This is a genomic window from Aquitalea sp. (genome assembly GCF_030150775.1).
GTDB classification, from domain to species: domain Bacteria; phylum Pseudomonadota; class Gammaproteobacteria; order Burkholderiales; family Chromobacteriaceae; genus Aquitalea; species Aquitalea denitrificans.
Map to the genome: position 1 here is coordinate 43,663 of NZ_JASLFG010000002.1, position 18,862 is coordinate 62,524.

Annotated in this window: 18 protein-coding genes and 1 pseudogene; 5 read left to right on the forward strand and 14 right to left on the reverse strand. The window is 59.0% G+C overall.

The window, feature by feature from the left end; genetic code table 11:
- From lpxA to QVF59_RS00380, 14 genes are all read right to left on the reverse strand, one after another.
- Window positions 1-777, reverse strand: coding sequence for an acyl-ACP--UDP-N-acetylglucosamine O-acyltransferase (gene lpxA, locus QVF59_RS00315; protein WP_159877133.1), 777 nt, complete (start codon window positions 775-777; stop codon window positions 1-3).
- Window positions 778-779: 2 nt separating this feature from the next.
- Entirely contained in the window at window positions 780-1,232 is a 453-nt protein-coding gene (gene fabZ, locus QVF59_RS00320; protein ID WP_287876672.1) for a 3-hydroxyacyl-ACP dehydratase FabZ, read from the reverse strand.
- Window positions 1,225-2,274 (reverse strand): UDP-3-O-(3-hydroxymyristoyl)glucosamine N-acyltransferase, encoded by a 1,050-nt coding sequence (lpxD, locus tag QVF59_RS00325; RefSeq protein WP_287876674.1) that lies wholly within the window; start codon window positions 2,272-2,274, stop codon window positions 1,225-1,227. Before lpxD ends, fabZ begins: the two co-directional genes overlap by 8 nt.
- A gap of 52 nt (window positions 2,275-2,326) precedes the next feature.
- Window positions 2,327-2,815, reverse strand: coding sequence for an OmpH/Skp family outer membrane protein (locus QVF59_RS00330; RefSeq protein WP_159877139.1), 489 nt, complete (start codon window positions 2,813-2,815; stop codon window positions 2,327-2,329).
- Between the two features lie 18 nt (window positions 2,816-2,833).
- Complete coding sequence (gene bamA / locus QVF59_RS00335) at window positions 2,834-5,134, reverse strand: outer membrane protein assembly factor BamA (RefSeq protein WP_287876675.1); 2,301 nt, start codon at window positions 5,132-5,134, stop codon at window positions 2,834-2,836.
- A gap of 9 nt (window positions 5,135-5,143) precedes the next feature.
- On the reverse strand, window positions 5,144-6,490 hold the full coding sequence (gene rseP, locus QVF59_RS00340) for an RIP metalloprotease RseP (RefSeq protein ID WP_287876677.1): 1,347 nt from the start codon (window positions 6,488-6,490) through the stop codon (window positions 5,144-5,146).
- The gene (gene ispC, locus QVF59_RS00345) at window positions 6,484-7,665 is read right to left on the reverse strand and encodes a 1-deoxy-D-xylulose-5-phosphate reductoisomerase (protein WP_287876679.1); all 1,182 of its coding nucleotides are present in this window, start codon (window positions 7,663-7,665) and stop codon (window positions 6,484-6,486) included. The genes rseP and ispC overlap by 7 nt, the downstream gene beginning before the upstream one ends.
- Before the next feature lie 9 nt (window positions 7,666-7,674).
- A complete protein-coding gene (locus QVF59_RS00350) occupies window positions 7,675-8,481 on the reverse strand; it encodes a phosphatidate cytidylyltransferase (RefSeq protein ID WP_159877147.1) in 807 nt (268 codons plus the stop codon).
- Between the two features lie 6 nt (window positions 8,482-8,487).
- Window positions 8,488-9,237, reverse strand: a complete 750-nt coding sequence (gene uppS / locus QVF59_RS00355) for an undecaprenyl pyrophosphate synthase (protein ID WP_205677406.1) — start codon at window positions 9,235-9,237, stop codon at window positions 8,488-8,490.
- Between the two features lie 11 nt (window positions 9,238-9,248).
- Window positions 9,249-9,806 carry a ribosome recycling factor gene (gene frr, locus QVF59_RS00360; RefSeq protein WP_159877149.1) on the reverse strand — a complete coding sequence of 186 codons (558 nt, stop codon included), beginning with the start codon at window positions 9,804-9,806 and terminating at the stop codon, window positions 9,249-9,251.
- 81 nt (window positions 9,807-9,887) lie between these two features.
- Entirely contained in the window at window positions 9,888-10,607 is a 720-nt protein-coding gene (pyrH, locus tag QVF59_RS00365; protein WP_159877151.1) for a UMP kinase, read from the reverse strand.
- Window positions 10,608-10,698: 91 nt separating this feature from the next.
- Window positions 10,699-11,565 (reverse strand): translation elongation factor Ts, encoded by an 867-nt coding sequence (gene tsf, locus QVF59_RS00370; protein ID WP_159877152.1) that lies wholly within the window; start codon window positions 11,563-11,565, stop codon window positions 10,699-10,701.
- A gap of 76 nt (window positions 11,566-11,641) precedes the next feature.
- Window positions 11,642-12,370, reverse strand: coding sequence for a 30S ribosomal protein S2 (gene rpsB / locus QVF59_RS00375; protein ID WP_159877154.1), 729 nt, complete (start codon window positions 12,368-12,370; stop codon window positions 11,642-11,644).
- Window positions 12,371-12,511: 141 nt separating this feature from the next.
- Entirely contained in the window at window positions 12,512-12,763 is a 252-nt protein-coding gene (locus tag QVF59_RS00380; RefSeq protein ID WP_287876682.1) for a hypothetical protein, read from the reverse strand.
- Between the two features lie 12 nt (window positions 12,764-12,775).
- Between QVF59_RS00380 and QVF59_RS00385 the strand changes: the two are divergent.
- The 5 genes and pseudogenes from QVF59_RS00385 to nudC all read left to right on the forward strand — a co-directional run.
- Window positions 12,776-13,825, forward strand: a pseudogene (locus QVF59_RS00385) (NAD(P)H-dependent flavin oxidoreductase); the annotation flags it as partial.
- 206 nt (window positions 13,826-14,031) lie between these two features.
- Window positions 14,032-15,333, forward strand: coding sequence for an MFS transporter (locus QVF59_RS00390; RefSeq protein ID WP_287876684.1), 1,302 nt, complete (start codon window positions 14,032-14,034; stop codon window positions 15,331-15,333).
- 235 nt (window positions 15,334-15,568) lie between these two features.
- Window positions 15,569-16,765: a cation:proton antiporter gene (locus QVF59_RS00395; RefSeq protein ID WP_287876686.1), complete on the forward strand. Its 1,197-nt coding sequence runs from the start codon at window positions 15,569-15,571 to the stop codon at window positions 16,763-16,765.
- A 1-nt stretch (window position 16,766) separates the two neighbouring features.
- Window positions 16,767-17,888, forward strand: coding sequence for a YbdK family carboxylate-amine ligase (locus QVF59_RS00400; RefSeq protein ID WP_287876688.1), 1,122 nt, complete (start codon window positions 16,767-16,769; stop codon window positions 17,886-17,888).
- Window positions 17,889-18,033: 145 nt separating this feature from the next.
- A complete protein-coding gene (gene nudC, locus QVF59_RS00405; protein ID WP_159877162.1) occupies window positions 18,034-18,822 on the forward strand; it encodes an NAD(+) diphosphatase in 789 nt (262 codons plus the stop codon).
- The last annotated feature ends 40 nt before the right edge of the window (window positions 18,823-18,862 follow it).

Below are 18,862 nucleotides of genomic sequence, written 5' to 3' on the forward strand. Positions count from 1 at the left end.
TCAGCGGATGATGCCTCGCTCGGACTGGGCAAAGAAGCGGGTAAACGGTTCCAGCTCGGCATGGCCTTGCTGCGCCTCGGCCAGAATTGCCTCTTTGGCGGCATCGTACTGCAGGCCCTGGCGGTACAGCGCCTTGTAGGCATTACGCACGCGGCGGATTTGCTCCGGGGTAAAGCCACGACGCTTCAGACCCTCGGCATTGATGCCGGCAGGCACTGCACGGTTGCCGTGTGCCATCACATACGGTGGCACATCCTGCGCCACGGCACTGGCAAAGGCGGTCATGGCGTGATCGCCGATGATGGCAAACTGGTGCACGCTGGTGAAACCACCCAGAATCACCCAGTCACCGATATGCACATGGCCGCCCAGTGTGGCGTTGTTGGCAAAGATGGTGTTGTTGCCGATCTGGCAGTCATGGCCCAGATGCACATAGGCCATGATCCAGTTGTTATTGCCCAGCCGGGTAACGCCCACATCCTGCGCCGTACCGATATTGAAGGTGCAGAACTCGCGGATGGTGTTGTTGTCGCCGATTTCCAGCCGGGTAGGCTCACCGGCGTATTTCTTGTCCTGCGGCACCGCACCCAGCGAACTGAACTGGAAAATGCGGTTGTTCTTGCCGATGCTGGTATGCCCTTCGATCACCACGTGCGGACCCACCCAGGTACCACTGTCTATGCTGACATCCGGCCCGATGATGGAGTAAGCACCGATTTCAACATCATCGGCAATCCTGGCCTTGGGATCGACAATCGCAGTCGGATGAATGGCCATGATCAGACCTCGCGCTTGGCACACATGATTTCGGCTTCGCAAGCCACCTGACCATCCACCAGCGCGCGGGCATTGTATTTGCCGATGCCACGCTTGACGGTAATCTGCTCCACTTCGAAGATCAGCTGATCGCCCGGCACCACCTGGCGCTTGAAGCGGGCCTTGTCGATGCCGACAAAGAAGTACAGCTCGTTTTCACCGCGCTCCCCCTGACTCTTGATGGCCAGAATACCGGCTGCCTGCGCCAGTGCTTCGATAATCAGCACACCCGGCATCACCGGGTACTGCTCGAAGTGGCCGCAGAAAAAAGGCTCGTTGATGGTGACGTTTTTCAGCGCCTTGATGCGGGTATCCGGCACCATTTCCGTTACGCGATCCACCAGCAAGAAGGGATAGCGGTGCGGCAGGCACTTCATGATTTCACGTACATCGATGCTTACGGCGTGCTCAGTCATTACTGTTGTCCTTGTTTTCTTTCAGAGTGCCGATCTCGCGCTCCAGTTGTTTTATCCGCTTGGCGAGATCGTCCAGATGTCTTACGTGAACGGCGTTACCCAGCCATTCCTTCATGGTTTGCAGCGGGTAGGACGAGGCATAGGTATCCGGCTGGCGAATGGATTTGGACACCAGGGTGCCGCCGCCGATATGCGTCTTGTCCGCTACTTCGATATGACCGACAAACATGGCGGCCCCGCCCACCGTGCAATACGCGCCGATGGTGGTGCTGCCGGCAATGCCCACGCAACCGGCAATGGCGGTGTGTTCGCCAATCTGCACGTTATGGGCAATCTGCACCAGGTTATCGATCTTGGCACCGCGGCGGATAATGGTGTCAGCCAGCGCACCACGGTCAATGGTGGTGTTGGCACCGACTTCGACATCATCCTCCAGGATGGCGCGTCCGGTTTGCGGAATCTTGAACCACTGGTCCTTGGCCCAGGCTAGGCCAAAGCCGTCGGCACCAATCACGCTGCCGGAATGCACGGCAACGCGGTTACCCAGCACGCAGCCGTGGTAAACCGTAACATTGGGATACAGCACCACATCGTCACCCAGCACGGTGCCATCACCAATCACCACACCCGGATGCAGGATGCAGCGTTCGCCGATGACGGCAGCGGCACCAATGCTGACGTGCTCGCGCACTTCGCTGCTGGCGGCTATCACGGCACCCTGGCCTACTGTGGCCGTGGCATGAATGCCGGGCCGCGCCTTAGCCGGCGGGTGGAACAGCGTGGCCACCTTGGCAAAATACAGATAGGGATCATCCACCAGAATCCAGGAGCGCGAGGTATCGAGTTCGGCTTCCAGTTTGGGTGAAACAATCACTGCACCGGCAGCGCAATCATCCAGCTGCTTGCGGTACTTGGGATTGGACAGAAAGGTAATATCGCTGGCAGCAGCCACATCCAGCGGTGCCAGGCGCTCGACCGTGCGGTCTGCGCCCTTGAGCACGCCGCCCAGGCTGGCCACGATATGAGAAAGCGTATACGCCATCAAAAATTAAAGCCGACCACGGGTCGGCTTCTCCCGTAACAGTTGCGCAGGATTACTTCTCAAGTTCCTTCAGGACTTTGCCGGTCAGGTCGTACTTGGGATTGACGTAAACCACATCCTGCAGGATCAGGTCATATTGTTCGCGATCGGCAATCTGCCGCAGCACGCGGTTGGCCCGCTCCTGTACCGAAGCAAACTCCTCATTGCGGCGCTGGTTGAAGTCTTCCGACAATTCACGGCCCTTGGCCTGATAGTCGCGATCCAAGCCAGCATATTCGCGTTCGTAGCGCTTGCGGTCATCGATGGACAGCGTGCTCTTGGCCATCAGGCCCTCCAGCTCCTTGGCACGCTTTTCCATCTTTTTCAGCTCGGCGCGGCGGTCGGCAAACTCCTTGTCCAGTTTTTTCTGGATGGCAATGGCCGGTGCCGCTTCACGATATACCCGCTCGATATTGACAAAACCCAGCTTGAAATCAGCAGCCGAGGCCTGCAGGCTGACCAGCGCCAGCCCGGCAATCAGCCATTTGAAAGAAGATTTCATGTTCAGGCCTCTTTAGGTTTAGAAGACGGTACCCAGCTGGAACTGGAAGCTCTGATACTTGTCGCCTTCCTTCTTGCGCAGTGCCTTGGCCAGACTGAACTTCATCGGCCCCAGCGGGGACAGCCAGGTGACGGCTGCACCGGTGGAATAGCGCAACTCGCTGCTAGGCGTACTGCCGCTGATGGTGCTATCCCATACCGAACCGGCATCAAAGAATACGCTGGCACGCACCGACTTGTTGTCTTTCATGCCCGGGAAGGGGAACAGCACTTCCGCATTGGCGACTGCCTTGCGGGTACCACCCAGATAGTCACCCGTGCTGGCGTCCTTGGGACCCAGACTGTTGGTGTCGTAGCCACGCACCGAGCCCAGACCACCCAGATAGAAGTTCTGGAAGAACGGCAAGGTATTGGTTTTGCCATAACCGTTGGCATAGCCTACTTCACCGTTCAACATCAGGGTGAAGGTTTTGGTCAGCGGGAAGAACCATTGCTGCGAGTGGGTCAGGCGATACCATTCGAGATCACCACCCGGCAGGGCCGCATCGGCCTGTACCTTGATATTGGCGCCACGAGTCGGCCACAGCGAGCTGTCACGGGTATCGCGTCCCCAACCGGCGGTACCGATCAGCGACAGGTTGTTGCTGCCGTACTTGTTGACGAAGTCCAGATAGCGGGTCGGACTATCGCTCCAGGTGCCCACCTTGGTTTGTTCCAGACCCAGGCTGAAGTTGATGCGGTCGGTTTCGGTAACCGGCACACCAAAGCGCATGGCAACACCATCTGTCGATGTCTTGTAGTGCGTGGTGCTGGACGACGAGCTGTTATACGGCTTGTACACGCGATGGTACAGGTCATAACCCAGACTTACACCGTCGGCGGTAAAGTAAGGGTCGGTAAACGACAAGGTCGCCGACTTGTTGACCGAGCCATTGGAAATACCGAAGGACATGTATTTGCCTGAGCCAAAGATATTGCTCTGGGAAATACTGGCCGACAGCTGAATGCCCTCGCCCTGTACAAAGCCCACACCCGCGGAAATGCTGCCGGTAGCACGCTCTTTAAGGGTGATGTTCATGTCCACCTGGTCTGGCGCATCCGCCACCGCCGGGGTTTCCACGTTGACATCTTCAAAGTAACCCAGCAACTCGACACGATCCTTGCTGCGCTTCACATTGGCAGCGTTGTAAACCGAGCCTTCCAGCTGGCGCAGCTCGCGGCGCACCACTTCGTCACGGGTCTTGGTATTGCCAGCGATATTGACACGGCGCACATAGGTTTTGCGACCCGGGTCAACGAAGAAGGTGAAACCAACCTGCTGCTTGTCGCGATTGATATCCGGCAGCGCATTGACGTTGGCAAAGGCATAGCCGTCATTGCCCAGACGATCACTCAGCGCCTTCACGCTATCAGTGACCTTCTCGTTGTTGAACACCTCACCGGACTTCACGGTAATCAGCTTGCGCAGATCCGCCTCCGGCACCTTCAGGTCACCGGCCAACTTGATGTCGGCAACAGTAAACTTGCTGCCTTCATTGATGTTGAGCGTCAGGAACATGTGTTCCTTGTCGGCGCTGATGGAAACCTGGGTGGATTCGATATTGAATTCCAGATAGCCCTGGTTCTGGTAGAAAGCCTTCAGCTTTTCCAGATCGCCAGTCAGCTTCTGCTTGGAATACTGATTGTCCTTGGTCAGCCAGGACAGCCAGTCACCCGACGTCAGCGACATTTCATCCAGCAGCTTGTCCTGGCTGAATGCCTTGTTGCCGACAATATGAATGTCCTTGATCTGGGCAGTGATGCCTTCGGTGATGTCCAGCGTCACCGCAACACGGTTACGCTCCAGCTTGGTCACCTGCGGGGTGATCTCCACCGCATACTTGCCACGGCTGTAGTACTGGCGCTTCAGCTCCTGTACCGCACCGTCCAGCAGGGCCTGATCAAAAATGCGGGACTCGGCAAAACCGTTGTCCTTGAGCGCCTTCTTCAGCTGGTCCTTGCTGAACTCCTTGGCACCGTTGATGTTCAGCTGGGTAATGACCGGGCGCTCGGCCACGGCAACAATCACCACACCATCACGCGACTCTACGCGCACATCATCAAAAAAACCGGTTGCGAACAGGCTTTTGATGGATTCACGTGCCTTTTCATCGCTGAAAGTGTCACCCACCTTGACCGGCAGGTAGTTGAAGACCGTACCGGCTTCGGTACGTTGCAGGCCTTCAACGCGGATATCCTTGATCACGAACGGATCCGCAGCCCAAACAGCTGTTGCCGTAGTCATGCCCAGCACAGCGGCCGCGAGTAATTTCAATTTCATAGGTTTGTTTTAACCCCCAAAAAGGCGGCTGATATCGTTCAGCACGGCAAACAGCATCAGTGACGCCAGCAGGATGAATCCGATCTTCTGTCCAAACAGTTGCGCGCGCTCGCTTAGCGGGCGGCCTTTAACCAGCTCCGCGACATAATACATTAAGTGCCCACCATCCAGCACAGGTATTGGCAACAGATTAAGCACCCCGATGCTGACGCTGATCAGCGCCAGGAATTCCAGGTAGGGACTCCAGCCTTCACGCGCGGTCTGACCGGCGATGCTGGCAATAGTCAGCGGTCCGGACAAATTGTCCAGCGACGCCTGACCAATCACCATGCGGCCCAGGAACTTCAAGCTCATCCAGGCGGTATCGCTCATCTTGCGCAGGGCTTCGACACCCGCCTCGGCCACGGCAGGCCGGTGCACAAAGGCCAATTGCTTCATCCAGGCGGCATCCGGCAGCGGGGCTGCGCCAATGCGGCCTATCATCACATCACCATCCGCCACCGTAGCCGGACGCAGCTTTACATCCAGCGCCTTGCCATCACGCTCGATACGGATCAGCAACTCCTTGCCCGGACTTTCGTGAATCAGCCTCACCCAGGCATCCCAGCTGGCCAACGGCTTACCATCGACAGAAATCAGCTTATCACCTGCCTTAAGGCCGGCGTGGGCTGCTACGCCGCCCTCCTCGACACCGCCAATGGCCGGCAAATAGCGCATGGGCATGAAGCCGGGATTGCCCTGTTCCAGCGCCTTGAGACTGTCCTCATCCGCCTGGGCCGGATCGATGCTACGCAGCACCGTGGCCGACTGCGCGGTTTTGACTTGCAGCCGTAGCGGCACATCGCCACTGCCAACCGCATCCACCAGCGCCAGTCGCAAGCCTTGCCAGTCATCCACTTTCTGTCCATTGACCGACAGCACGCGGTCGCCCGGCTGGAAGCCGGCAGTAGCGGCCAGACTGGGGGTAATCACCGTGCCGATTTGCGGCAGCAACTGCGTGACACCACCAGCAATCACAACCCAGTAAAACAGCACAGCCAGTACCAGATTGGCCAGCGGACCGGCCGCCACAATGGCCATGCGCTTGTATACCGACTGGGTATTGAAAGCCAGATGGCGCTCTTCGGGTGCCACTTCCATCTCGCGCTCATCCAGCATGCGCACATAGCCGCCCAACGGAATCGGGCTGATGGCCCACTCGGTATCACCGCGACGGAAGGTATATAGCGGCGCACCAAAACCTACCGAAAAGCGCAGCACCTTTACTCCGCACAGGCGAGCCACCCAGTAATGACCCAGCTCGTGAAACGTGACCAGCACACCAATGGCCACCAGGAATGCCAGGAATGTCAGCATGAACCCACCTTGTTCATGGCAAAGCGACGCGCTTCACCATCCTTGTCCAGCAAATCAGCCAGCGACACACTGGCCGACAGGCTGACACCAGCCAGCGTGGCTTCAACCACCCCGGCAATATCGACAAAGCGCAAGCGCCCTTCCAGGAAGGCCGCCACCGCCACTTCATTGGCCGCATTGAGCACCGCAGGGGCATCGCCACCACTGCGCAGCGAGGAGAAAGCGAGACCAAGACAGGGGAAACGGGCCAGATCGGGCTGCTCGAACGTAAGCGAGCCCATACTAAAGAAATCCAGTGAATTTACCCCGGCTTCGATACGTTCCGGCCAGGCCAGTGCGCAGGCAATCGGCGTACGCATATCGGGAGAACCCAGCTGCGCCATCACCGAGCCATCGCGGTATTGCACCATGGAATGGATGACACTTTGTGGATGCACCACCACGTCGATGCGCTCAGGCGGCGCAGAGAACAGCCAGTGCGCCTCGATCACTTCCAGCCCCTTGTTCATCAGGCTGGCCGAGTCCACCGAAATCTTGCGCCCCATCACCCAGTTGGGATGACGGCAGGCATCATCCGGCGTGACCTGCAGCAAGGCCTCGGCGCTATGCTGACGGAAGGGGCCGCCGGAAGCGGTAAGAATGATCTTGCGGATGCCGGATGCGTCGAGATTACCGGCATAGTCATGCGGCAAGGACTGGAAAATGGCGTTGTGCTCGCTGTCTACCGGCAACAGGGTGGCACCATGCTCGCGCACCGCCTCCATGAACAGGCGACCCGCCACCACCAGCGATTCCTTGTTGGCCAGCAGTATTTTCTTGCCAGCGCGTGCAGCAGCCATCGCAGACGGCAAGCCGGCAGCCCCGACAATTGCTGCCATGACGACATCCACCTCGGGCAAGGCAGCCACGCGCTCCAGCGCTACCGCGCCGTGCAGCACCTCGGTTGCCAGCCCCTGCTCACGCAGACGGCCCTGCAGGGTATTGGCGGCAGCGGCATCGGCCACCACGACATAAAGAGGACGAAAACGACACGCCTGCTCGAACAGGCGATCCACCTGACGATGACCGCTGAGTGCCACTACCCGGTAACGGTCAGGATGACGGGCAACCACATCCAGCGTATTGACGCCGATGCTGCCGGTTGCCCCAAGAACTGCAATGCCTTGAGGTTTCATGAGATGAGCTTACAGCCCGCCCAGCACGCGCAGCGCATTGCTGACTGCCAGAACGGCAATGAGACTATCGATTCGATCATAAACACCGCCATGGCCCGGCAACAGCTTGCTGCTGTCCTTGATGCCGGAGGCGCGCTTGAACCAGGATTCCAGCAAATCCCCACATACGCTGACCGCAGTCAATGGCAGCGCCAGCAGCACCAGCGCCCATACCGGCAGACCAACGGAAATCCAGCCCAGCCGGGTGACGATGACGACATAGATCGCCACGCCCACCAGGGCACCATACACGCCTTCCCAGCTTTTCCCCGGACTGATGGAAGGAGCCAGCTTATGCTTGCCAAAGGCCTTACCGGAGAAATAGGCGGTCACATCAGCCACCCACACCAAACCCATCACGGCCAGCAGGGTCTGCGCGTGGCTGACGTCTGCCTGCGAGCGCCATTCCAGAAAACCGTACCAGGCCGGCAGCATCAACACCCACCCCAACAGTGCGGCTAGCACGGGCGACTTCACCGTCCAGCGCTTAGCCAGCCACAAGGGCATGACCAGCAGCCAGAACAGCAGCGACAGCACATGCGCCGCCAGCGGCATCTGCCAGCCCTGTTGCCAGGAAATGGCGGCGAAGGCGCTTGTGGCGGCCAGATAGCCCCAGCGCACCACGCCTTGCAGCCCGGTCATGCGGGAATACTCCCACAGGGCCAGCAGGATGATCAGCCAGGAAAAGCCAGCCCAGGCCGTTGCCGGAAACAGAAACAAGGCGGCCAGCATCAGCGGCAGCAATACCAGAGCAGTCAGAATGCGGGTTTTGAGCATGAGGGGTCAGTTTCTGCGCTGCTGTACGGGCAGCTGTTCGCTGGTGCGCCCGAAACGGCGCTCACGTTCGCGGTAAGACTGCAGGGCCGCTTCTAGCGCACTGCGGTCAAAATCCGGCCACAACAGATCAGTGAAGTACAGTTCGGAGTAAGCCAGCTGCCACAGCAAAAAATTGCTGATGCGCTGCTCACCACCGGTGCGAATGAACAGATCCGGCTCCGGCGCCCAGTGCGTGGACAAGCGCGCGGCCAGGTTTTCTTCGGTGATTTCGCTGACGCCATCGGCAATCAGGCCATTGACCGCATTGAGCACGTCCCAGCGGCCGCCATAATCTGCCGCGATGCTGAGCACCAGGCCATCATTGCCTGCCGTCTTGTCTTCCGCCGCCTGAATGCGCTCGGCCAATGCCGGACTGAAGCGCTCGCGCGTGCCCAACACCCGCAGGCGGATGTTGTTGGCATGCAGCTTGCTGACTTCGCCTTCCAGCGCACGGAGAAACAGATCCATCAGGAAAGTCACCTCATCCGGCGGACGCCGCCAGTTTTCGGTGGAGAAGGCAAACAGCGTCAGGTGCTCCACCCCCATTTCCTTGCAGGCGGTGACGATTTCACGGACGGTATCCAGGCCCTTCTTGTGACCAGCCACCCGCGGCAGGAAACGCTTTTTGGCCCAGCGGCCATTGCCATCCATGATGATGGCGATGTGCCGGGGTACGCAGCGCACCTCCGGCACGTCCTTGGTGGAGCTTCCAAACAAGGCTATTTCCTTTATACCGCCATCAGGTCTGCTTCTTTGCCGGCCAGCGCCTTGTCGATCTCGGCGATGAACTTGTCGGTCATTTTCTGGATGTCATCCTGACCGCGACGCTCTTCATCCTCGGTAATGGCCTTGTCCTTGATCAGATTCTTGAATTCGTTGTTGGCATCACGGCGGATATTGCGCACGGCAACGCGGGCACCTTCGGCTTCGCCCTTCACCACCTTGATCAGGTCACGACGGCGTTCTTCGGTCAGCATCGGCATCGGTACGCGGATGATCTCACCCATGGATGCCGGGTTCAGGCCCAGATCAGAATCGCGGATGGCTTTTTCGATCTTGGCGGCCATATTCTTTTCCCAAGGCTGCACGCCAATGGTGCGGGCATCAATCAGGCTGACATTGGCTACCTGATTAACCGGCACGTCGCTACCGTAGTAGTCGACCATGACATGATCAAGAATGCCGGTATGGGCGCGACCCGTACGTACTTTAGTCAGGTCGGTCTTGAACGCCTCCAGAGACTTGGTCATCTTCTGCTCGGCGGATTTCTTGACTTCATTAATCATGCTTGCTCCAAAAATCGGTACTTTGAAAAACAAGGCGGAAAGCGGCTTCCAGCCGTTTCCGCCCCTTGGTATTCGTCAAGCTCAGCAGTGTACCAGCGTGCCTTCGTCTTCGCCAAGCACTACGCGCTTGAGCGCGCCCTGCTTGAAGATGCTGAACACCTTGATATTCAGGTGCTGGTCACGGCACAGCGCAAAGGCGGTGGCATCCATTACCTTGAGATTGCGACCAATGGCCTCATCAAAAGTCAGGGTCTGGTAGCGCACGGCATCAGGATTTTTCTTCGGGTCGTCAGTGTACACGCCATCCACCTTGGTGGCCTTGAGCATGATGTCGACATTCATTTCCATGCCGCGCAGGGCTGCTGCGGTGTCGGTGGTGAAGAAGGGGTTACCGGTGCCGGCACCAAAAATCACCACCTTACCCTCCTCCAGGTATTGCATGGCCTTGCCACGCACATAGGGCTCGGCAATCTGCTGCATGGTGAGGGCGGACTGTACCCGTGCCACCACACCTACCTTGCCCATGGCATCCTTGAGCGCCAACGCATTCATCACGGTGGCCATCATGCCCATGTAGTCGGCAGTGGCACGATCCATACCACTGGCAGCACTGGAAACGCCACGGAAGATGTTACCGCCACCGATCACGATACCCACTTGCACGCCCAGCTCTACCACTTCCTTGATCTGACCAACAATCTGCTCGATGGTCGAGCGGTTGATGCCGTAGTTATCGTCGCCCATCAGGGCCTCACCGGACAGCTTGAGCAGAATGCGTTTAAAGGAAGGAGCTTGGCTCATGGTAACCTCGAGTTGGGTGTTTTGGGGCATTCAGTTTGCAAAACGGCACCCTGCAGGCAGGGTGCCGTTTGATCATACAGTCTTGTCAGACTTACAGCTTGGCAGCGGCAGCCACTTCAGCAGCATAGTCCACAACCTTCTTCTCGATGCCTTCGCCAACAACGAACATGGCGAATGCGTTTACGGAAGCAGATTTTTCAGCCAGCAGTTTTTCTACAGTCACGTCCGGATTCTTGACGAAGGGCTGACCAACCAGGGTCACTTCAGCCAGGAACTTGTTGACGCGGCCTTCTACCATCTTGGCGACGATATCGGCCGGCTTGCCGGATTCGGCAGCCTGAGCGGTGTAGATCTTGCGTTCTTGTTCCAGGGTTTCGGCCGGAACCTGATCCTTGGAAACACAGATCGGCTTGGAAGCAGCGATGTGCATGGCGATATCGCGACCCAGCGCTTCGTCGCCCTTCAGGTCGACGATCACGCCGATCTTGGCACCATGCAGGTAGGTAGCGATGTTACCGGCGGTTTCGTAACGCACGAAACGACGGATGGTCATGTTCTCGCCCAGCTTGGCGATGGCAGCCTTGCGGATTTCTTCAACAGACACGCCATCCACTTCCACGGCGGACAGGGCTTCAACATCAGCCGGGTTAGCAGTTGCAGCAGCCTGGGCAGCAGCAGCAGCCAGCGCCAGGAAGGTCGGGTCCTTGGCAACAAAGTCGGTTTCGCAATTCACTTCAACCAGGGCACCAACGCCGCCGGCCACGTAAGAACCGATGATACCTTCGGCAGCCAGACGGCCAGCCATCTTGGAAGCCTTGTTGCCGGACTTGATGCGCAGGATTTCTTCAGCCTTGGCTGCGTCGCCTTCAGCTTCAACCAGAGCCTTCTTGCATTCCATCATGCCCAGACCGGTGGCAGCGCGCAGATCCGAAACCATTTTTGCGGTGATTTCCGCCATCTTGTAACTCCTGTATTCGATATGTAAGGGTAGTCAGGTCTCAAAAAAGGGGCTTTCGCCCCTCTTTCGAGTCTGCTTACTCAGCCTGGGCCGATTCAGCGGCGGCTACGACTTCTTGCAGCGACTGAGCGCGGCCTTCCAGTACGGCGTCGGCGATGCCGCGAGCGTACAGGCGGATGGCACGGCTGGAGTCGTCGTTACCCGGAACCACGTAGTCGATGCCATCCGGCGAGTTGTTGGTATCAACAACGCCGATTACCGGAATACCCAGTTTCTTGGCTTCAACAATGGTACCTTTCTGGTAGCCAGTGTCGATAACGAAGATGGCATCCGGCAGGCCCTTCATATCCTTGATACCGCCCAGCGAGCGCTCCAGCTTGTCAACTTCACGTTGCAGGTCCAACAGTTCTTTCTTGTTGTAACCCATGTCAGCGCCTTCCAGGATGGCACGCTTCTCTTCAAGACGCTTGATGGACTGCTTCACGGTCTTGTAGTTGGTCAGCATGCCGCCGAGCCAGCGGTGATCAACAAACGGCATGCCAGCGCGGGCAGCTTCTTCACGGACGATCTCACGCGCCTGACGCTTGGTACCAACAAACATTACGGTGCCCTTGTTGGCAGCCAGACGACGCACATATTCCTGGGCGCCGATAAACAGCGGCAGAGTCTTTTCCAGGTTGATGATGTGAATCTTGTTGCGGCTGCCAAAGATGTACTGAGCCATCTTCGGGTTCCAGAAACGGGTTTGGTGGCCGAAGTGAACGCCGGCCTCAAGCATTTGACGCATGGTAACGTTGGTGGACATGCAAAAACTCCTTAAAGGGTTAAGCCTCCATCCGCGCAGACAACCGTCGCTTTGTATTGACGGCACCCTTTGGCACGGATGTGCGTAGTGTTTCCCCTGCCCAATGCAGAGGACGCAGGATTTTAGCACCGCCAGGCCACCTCACTCAAGCGTCTTGCCCGCATTTTCCTGCTCGCGCGCCAATTCCTGCCGCTTTCGCAGCTTGCGGCGTGTCATTCTTGCAATAAACAAGGTAGGCAGAAATCCCATAAAGAACAAAATGGAAAACGTTGCCCACAGGCTGTTTTGCGCCACGGCGAGCATCAGCACTACGTAGAGCCAGCCAATCAATACCATATACATAATCAAACAACCGTTTGAATTTTTCGAAAAAAGCCTGAACAATAGCGCCATAGTGTAAACCACCCGGCGGCCATCATCATGCAAACCCGATTTACTGCAACATTTGGCATTCAACTCCCGCTAGCCTGCCCCGGCATGAGCTATATCGCCACCCCGGAACTGGTGGCAGCCACTGCCAATGCCGGCGGTCTGGGCATTCTGGCCACCGGCCCGCTCAGCCCGGAGATGACACGCAGTGCCATCCGCCGCATCCGCGAACTTACCGACAAGCCTTTTGGCATCGGCTGCACGCTGATGATGCCCGGCGCGCGGGAGAACTGTGAAGTGGCACTGGAAGAACAAGTCCCCATCATCAACTTCTCACTGGGCAAGGGCGACTGGATCGTCCAGCGTGCCCATGCCTATGGCGGCAAGGTGATTGCCACCGTGGTGACGGAAAAGCACGCCATCTCGGCAGAAAAATCCGGCGTGGACGGCTTGCTGGTCACCGGTCATGAAGCCGCAGCGCACGGAGGAGAAGTTACTTCGCTGGTGCTGATCCCGGCCATCCGCAAAGCAAGCAGCCTGCCCATTATTGCCGCCGGCGGCTTCGGCAGCGGTGCCGGGCTGATGGCGGCACTGGCGCTCGGCGCCGATGCCATCGCCATGGGCAGCCGCCTGGCGATGACGCAGGAAAGCCCGGTACACACCACCAGCAAGGAGATGATCCGCCAGCGCGGCGTGGGCGACACGCTATATTCGCGCAACTTCGATGGTCTATGGTGCCGCATGATGGACTCACCCGCCGCACGCGCAGCCAGCCGCAAACCGATGAATTTGCTGGCGGCTGCGTGGAAAGCCAGTAGCGTAGCCCGCAAGATGGGCATGCCTGTGCTGAAAGTGGCGCTGGGCGGCATGCTGAAAAAGCCGCAAGAGCTGCGCCAGCTGGCCTTGTTTGGTGCGGCCACCGAATCCATCCGCCTGGCCATCGAAGAAGGCAACCACCAGAAGGGGGTTCAACTGATTGGCCAGGTGCAAGGCCTGATCGACGACATTCCTGACGTGCAGCAACTGTTCGACCGCATCATGCAGGAAGCCGCCGACACACTGACTCAGCTGCAATCACGCATTTAGCATAAAAACACAGCAATCCTGAAGTTTTTCTTGCTCTGGAAAAACTTTACTTAATTTAAAGTTGAAAGTGCGCAATTAGATGCTGCCTGGCGGCATCTATTCTCATTGCCTTGCCCACCACCTGTCCCGTATTCTCCACTTGCACTCGCAAATGCATCACGCCGACGCAGATCGGCCGCTCCGCTCACCCACCATAGAGAACACGCATGATCCCGCACCACAACCAGGCTGGACAGGCAGCCCCACGCCCGCTCACCCGCCAGGATTACCGCACCCTGGCCCTGGCCGCCCTGGGCGGCGCACTCGAATTCTACGACTTCATCATCTTCGTATTTTTTGCCCTGGTCATTGGCCAGCAGTTCTTTCCGCCTGACATGCCGGACTGGCTGCGCCAGTTTCAAACCTTCGGCATCTTTGCTGCCGGTTACCTGGCCCGCCCACTGGGCGGCATTGTCATGGCCCACTTTGGCGACAAGCTGGGACGCAAGCGCATGTTCACCCTATCCATCGTGCTGATGGCCGTCCCCACCCTGCTGATGGGCATGCTGCCCACCTATGCCAGCATAGGCATTGCTGCCCCGCTGGCGCTGCTGGCCTTGCGCATCCTGCAGGGTGCTGCCATTGGCGGCGAGGTGCCGGGTGCCTGGGTGTTCGTGGCAGAGCACGTACCTGCCCGCCACACCGGCTATGCCTGCGGCACACTCACCGCAGGACTGACCGCCGGCATCCTGCTGGGCTCACTGCTGGCCACGCTGATCAACAGCAGTTTCAGCCCAGTGCAGATTGCCAACTGGGCGTGGCGGCTTCCCTTCCTGACTGGTGGCATCTTTGGTCTGATCGCCATGTACTTGCGCCAGTGGCTGGAGGAAACCCCGGTCTTTGCCGAAATGCAGGCCAAGAAGGCACTGGCTGATGAACTACCGCTGAAGACCGTGCTGCAGCAACACCAGCATGCAGTCGTCGTTTCCATGCTGCTCACCTGGCTGCTGTCCGCTGCCATTGTGGTGGTCATCCTGATGACACCGGCCTATCTACAAAAGCAGTTCGGCATTGCCGCCGCTACCAGCCTTAAAGCAAACAGCCTGGCCACACTGGCCCTGATCGTCGGCTGCATTCTGGCCGGCCGCATCATCGACCGCCTGGGCAGCGGCCTTACCTTCATTCTTGGCAGCCTGCTACTGGGCGCAAGCAGTCATCATTTCTATACGACAATCGCCATCGACAGCAGTCAGCTGTATGCCCTCTACGCACTGGCAGGGTTTAGCGTGGGGATTGTCGGTGCCGTTCCCTACGTCATGGTGCGCGCCTTCCCGCCCGCCGTTCGCTTTACCGGCCTGTCCTTCTCCTACAATCTGTCCTATGCCATCTTCGGCGGCCTGACACCGATGGCGGTTACGCTGTGGATGAAAACCAATCCGCAGGCACCTGCACACTATGTACTGGCGCTGTGCGGTATGGGTGTGTTGCTGGGTTGCCATCTGCTGTGGCAAGAGCAGCGCCGGCGCTGACACCCACCGCCCCCATCCCACGGCCCTGCAAGGGCCGTTTTTCATGGCAGCCACCCTGACTGGCTGTCCGCTTCGCAGAGGAAAATCGGCCCCAGCGCGGAACCCTTCTGCTAAATCAGCAGTCTCTGATTAACCAGACCCTGCTTTACTGTACCCACACGGCTTCATCGTCCAGCGCCGCTCCCGGCCTTGCCCCTGCCCACCCAGGCCCGACTCACAGACCACGGAGACGCCCATGCCTCATTTTCCATGGCAGCACCTTGTACTGAACCCGCTTGCCGCCTTTGGCATCCTGCTAACCTTGGGTGTTATTGGCGGCCAGATTGCCAACCGCATTGCCCGGCTGCCGGCCATGACCGGCTATGTACTGATCGGGCTGATCATCGGGCCAGCCAGCCTGCATGTGCTGAATGAAGACTTGCTGCGCGCCGCCGATCTCTTCGTCAACCTGGCCCTGGGCCTGGCCCTGTTTGAAAGCGGCCGTCGGGTGGACCTGCGCTGGCTGCGCGCGGAGCGCACCCTGCTGCTAAGTACCCTGGCTTACTGCCTGCTGGTATTTGCCGCGCTGTGCACCTTGCTATCCAATGCCGGGCTCGACTGGCAAAGCAGCACCGCGATGGCTGCCATCGGCATGGCCACCTCGCCCATCGTCATTCTGGAAATGCTGCGCGAAGGCCGGGCCGAGGGCCAGGTTAGCGACCGACTGGCCACTGCCACAGCGCTATCCAGCCTGCTGTCGCTACTGGCCTTTGCCATTGCGCTGGGCTCGGCCCATCTGCTCAACAATCATCCGCCGGAGGACAGCCTGCTCACCCCGGCCTGGCTAATTCTGGGTTCCAGCTTGCTTGGACTGCTGGCCGGACTGCTGGCGATTGCCCTCAACCACTGGCTGGGCCATCAGCGTCAGCAGCAGACCGTGCTGCTATTCGGCTTGATCGCCCTGCTGGTCGGGCTGGCCGGCATGCTGAACACCCTGCCCGCACTGGCCTTGCTGGTTTTCGGCCTTGCCACCCGCAATCTGCGGGGTGGCGAAAGCGTGAGCGAACCAGGCTTGCTGGCGGGCAGCCACTTTTTCTTTGTCGCCTTTTTCGTGGCAGCCGGTGCCTGGCTGCAACCGCAGGCACTGGCAAGCCACTGGCCACTGGCACTGGGCTATCTGCTGTTGCGCAGCGCCATTGCCATGCTGTTCTGGTTTCTGCTGGCACCGGCCAACTGCCTCACCCGTCGTCGTGGCCTGTGGCTGGGACTGGCGCTCAATCCCTTATCAGGCGGCAGCGCCATGCTGCTCAGCATGAGCGCTCTGGCGCTGGGTACGCAGGCTGGCAGTGCTGCCGCCAGCATGATGGCAGTTCTGTTAATCAGCGAGCTGGCCGGGCCCTGGCTGTGCCGCCTAGCCCTGCAACAGACCGGCGACATCTGCAAGGAGCAATGACATGCTGGAATTCAATAACAGTACCCCGCTGACCCTGGGCGTGGAACTGGAGCTGATGATTGTCAACCGCCGCGACTACAACCTGACCCGCGGCTCGGACGACTTGCTGCTGTTGGTAGACCGCCAAACCCACGGCTACGACATCAAGCCGGAAATTACCCAGGGCATGATTGAAATCGGCACCGCCATCCACCAGGGCAGCGCCAGCATGCTGCAGGAGCTGCAGGCCATCCGCCAGTTGCTGGTAAACAGCGCAGAGAAGCTGAACCTCGGTCTGGCAGGTGGCGGCTCCCACCCCTTCCAGCATTGGAGCAAGCAACAGATCTACCCCAAAGCTCGCTATCAACTGGTTTCCGAGCTGTACGGCTACCTGGCCAAGCAGTTCACCGTCTACGGCCAGCACATTCACATCGGCTGCCCGGACGGCGACAGCGCCATCCGCCTAAGTCATTATCTGGCGCGTTACATTCCCCACTTCATTGCCCTGTCCGCGTCATCCCCCTTCTATCAGGGCATGGACACGCTATTCCAGACTTCCCGCCTGACCAGCGTCAATGCCTTCCCGCTGTCCGGCTGCATGCCCGGGGTGGAAAACTGGGACCAGTTCAACGATTACTTTCAGGACATGGCACGACTGGGCATCGTCGCCAGCATGAAGGATTTTTACTGGGACATCCGCCCCAAACCTGAATACGGCACGGTAGAAGTCCGCATCTGCGACACCCCGCTGGACATCGTCACGCCCACCCTGCTGGCCGCCTACGCCCAGATGCTGGCCCGCCGCTGCCTGGAAGATGAATGGCAGGACATCCGTCCGGAGCGCTACCTGACCTACAGCTACAACCGCTTCCAGGCCTGCCGCTTCGGCTTTGATGGCGTACTGGTGGATGGTAGCGCCGCTCAGCAGACCAGCGTGCAGGACGATCTGCTGGCAACCCTGGGCAGCCTACAGGCACACGCCGCTGCACTGGGTTGCGAGGCAGAACTGGCCGCACTGCGCGAGCGTACGCTCAAGCGCCAGTCGGACAGTCAGTGGCTGCGCGATGTGTATCGCGACAGCGGCTCTCTGTCCGAAGTAGTACGCCGCCAAAGCGCCTGCTGGATGCATGACCAGCGCGACTGAAGCCTGGAACCGGGCTTGATCTGCATCAGCCAGCCCGGCCTGCCCGCTTATTTGCCGCAAATTTTTACCCCGACCCCAGGTCTGACAGCAGACAATGTTACGGCGCTGCGGCTACACTGGCGGCTTAGCTCTCCAAAGCCCGATCATGCCGCTCGAACTGCCAGAACACTTCAACCCCGATCTTCCGACCCGCTGGTGCATCTTCGACGGGCCGCGCCTGCTACTGCAAAACCAGGCCCTGCCGACGGATGCCGCCCGCCACTGGCCGCTGGCCAATCGCCTATTCATCGACCAGCAGCAAGGCTACAACCTGTACGCAGCAGATCTGATCGGCCCGGCACCGGCAGATGGCGAATGGCTGCCCTTGCGCGCAGCCCTGATGGCACTACCACCAGAGCAAACCGCAGGTATCGCCCGTGCTGCCCAGCTACGTCAGTTTCAGCACACGCACCGTTTTTGCGGCCATTGCGCCAGCCCCTTGCAACAGCACGGCCACGACCAGGGCAAAAGCTGCCCTGCTTGTGGTCAGCTATACTACCCGCGCCTATCACCAGCCATGATGGTGGCAGTCTACCGCGGTAAGGAATTACTGCTGGCACGCAGTCCCCACTTTCTGCCGGGCGTGTACAGTGCACTGGCCGGTTTTGTCGAGCCGGGGGAAACCGTGGAACAATGCGTGCATCGCGAAACCCTGGAAGAAGTAGGTGTGCGCGTGAGAAATCTGCGCTATGTCTGCTCGCAATCCTGGCCCTTCCCGCACTCGCTGATGCTGGCCTTTACCGCCGAGTACGATGGCGGGGACATCCGCCCTCAGCCAGGCGAGATCGAAGATGCCGGCTGGTATCACATCGACACCTTGCCCGCCATACCGGCCCAGCTGTCCGTTGCCTATCAGCTGATACGTCACACCAGCGACTGGTTGCGCCAGCAGTAGCACTGCTGCTGGATGTAAAAAGGGAGCCACTGGCTCCCTT

What these genes read in the sequence shown, in the direction of transcription:
- fabZ (WP_287876672.1), bottom strand. Translation starts at nt 1,232, where the DNA reads ATGACTGAGCACGCCGTAAGCATCGATGTACGTGAAATCATGAAGTGC.
- rpsB (WP_159877154.1), bottom strand. Translation starts at nt 12,370, where the DNA reads ATGTCCACCAACGTTACCATGCGTCAAATGCTTGAGGCCGGCGTTCAC.
- frr (WP_159877149.1), bottom strand. Translation starts at nt 9,806, where the DNA reads ATGATTAATGAAGTCAAGAAATCCGCCGAGCAGAAGATGACCAAGTCT.
- nudC (WP_159877162.1), top strand. Translation starts at nt 18,034, where the DNA reads ATGCCGCTCGAACTGCCAGAACACTTCAACCCCGATCTTCCGACCCGC.
- lpxA (WP_159877133.1), bottom strand. Translation starts at nt 777, where the DNA reads ATGGCCATTCATCCGACTGCGATTGTCGATCCCAAGGCCAGGATTGCC.
- lpxD (WP_287876674.1), bottom strand. Translation starts at nt 2,274, where the DNA reads ATGGCGTATACGCTTTCTCATATCGTGGCCAGCCTGGGCGGCGTGCTC.
- QVF59_RS00390 (WP_287876684.1), top strand. Translation starts at nt 14,032, where the DNA reads ATGATCCCGCACCACAACCAGGCTGGACAGGCAGCCCCACGCCCGCTC.
- ispC (WP_287876679.1), bottom strand. Translation starts at nt 7,665, where the DNA reads ATGAAACCTCAAGGCATTGCAGTTCTTGGGGCAACCGGCAGCATCGGC.
- QVF59_RS00395 (WP_287876686.1), top strand. Translation starts at nt 15,569, where the DNA reads ATGCCTCATTTTCCATGGCAGCACCTTGTACTGAACCCGCTTGCCGCC.
- QVF59_RS00330 (WP_159877139.1), bottom strand. Translation starts at nt 2,815, where the DNA reads ATGAAATCTTCTTTCAAATGGCTGATTGCCGGGCTGGCGCTGGTCAGC.
- QVF59_RS00350 (WP_159877147.1), bottom strand. Translation starts at nt 8,481, where the DNA reads ATGCTCAAAACCCGCATTCTGACTGCTCTGGTATTGCTGCCGCTGATG.
- tsf (WP_159877152.1), bottom strand. Translation starts at nt 11,565, where the DNA reads ATGGCGGAAATCACCGCAAAAATGGTTTCGGATCTGCGCGCTGCCACC.
- pyrH (WP_159877151.1), bottom strand. Translation starts at nt 10,607, where the DNA reads ATGAGCCAAGCTCCTTCCTTTAAACGCATTCTGCTCAAGCTGTCCGGT.
- bamA (WP_287876675.1), bottom strand. Translation starts at nt 5,134, where the DNA reads ATGAAATTGAAATTACTCGCGGCCGCTGTGCTGGGCATGACTACGGCA.
- QVF59_RS00380 (WP_287876682.1), bottom strand. Translation starts at nt 12,763, where the DNA reads ATGGCGCTATTGTTCAGGCTTTTTTCGAAAAATTCAAACGGTTGTTTG.
- QVF59_RS00400 (WP_287876688.1), top strand. Translation starts at nt 16,767, where the DNA reads ATGCTGGAATTCAATAACAGTACCCCGCTGACCCTGGGCGTGGAACTG.
- rseP (WP_287876677.1), bottom strand. Translation starts at nt 6,490, where the DNA reads ATGCTGACATTCCTGGCATTCCTGGTGGCCATTGGTGTGCTGGTCACG.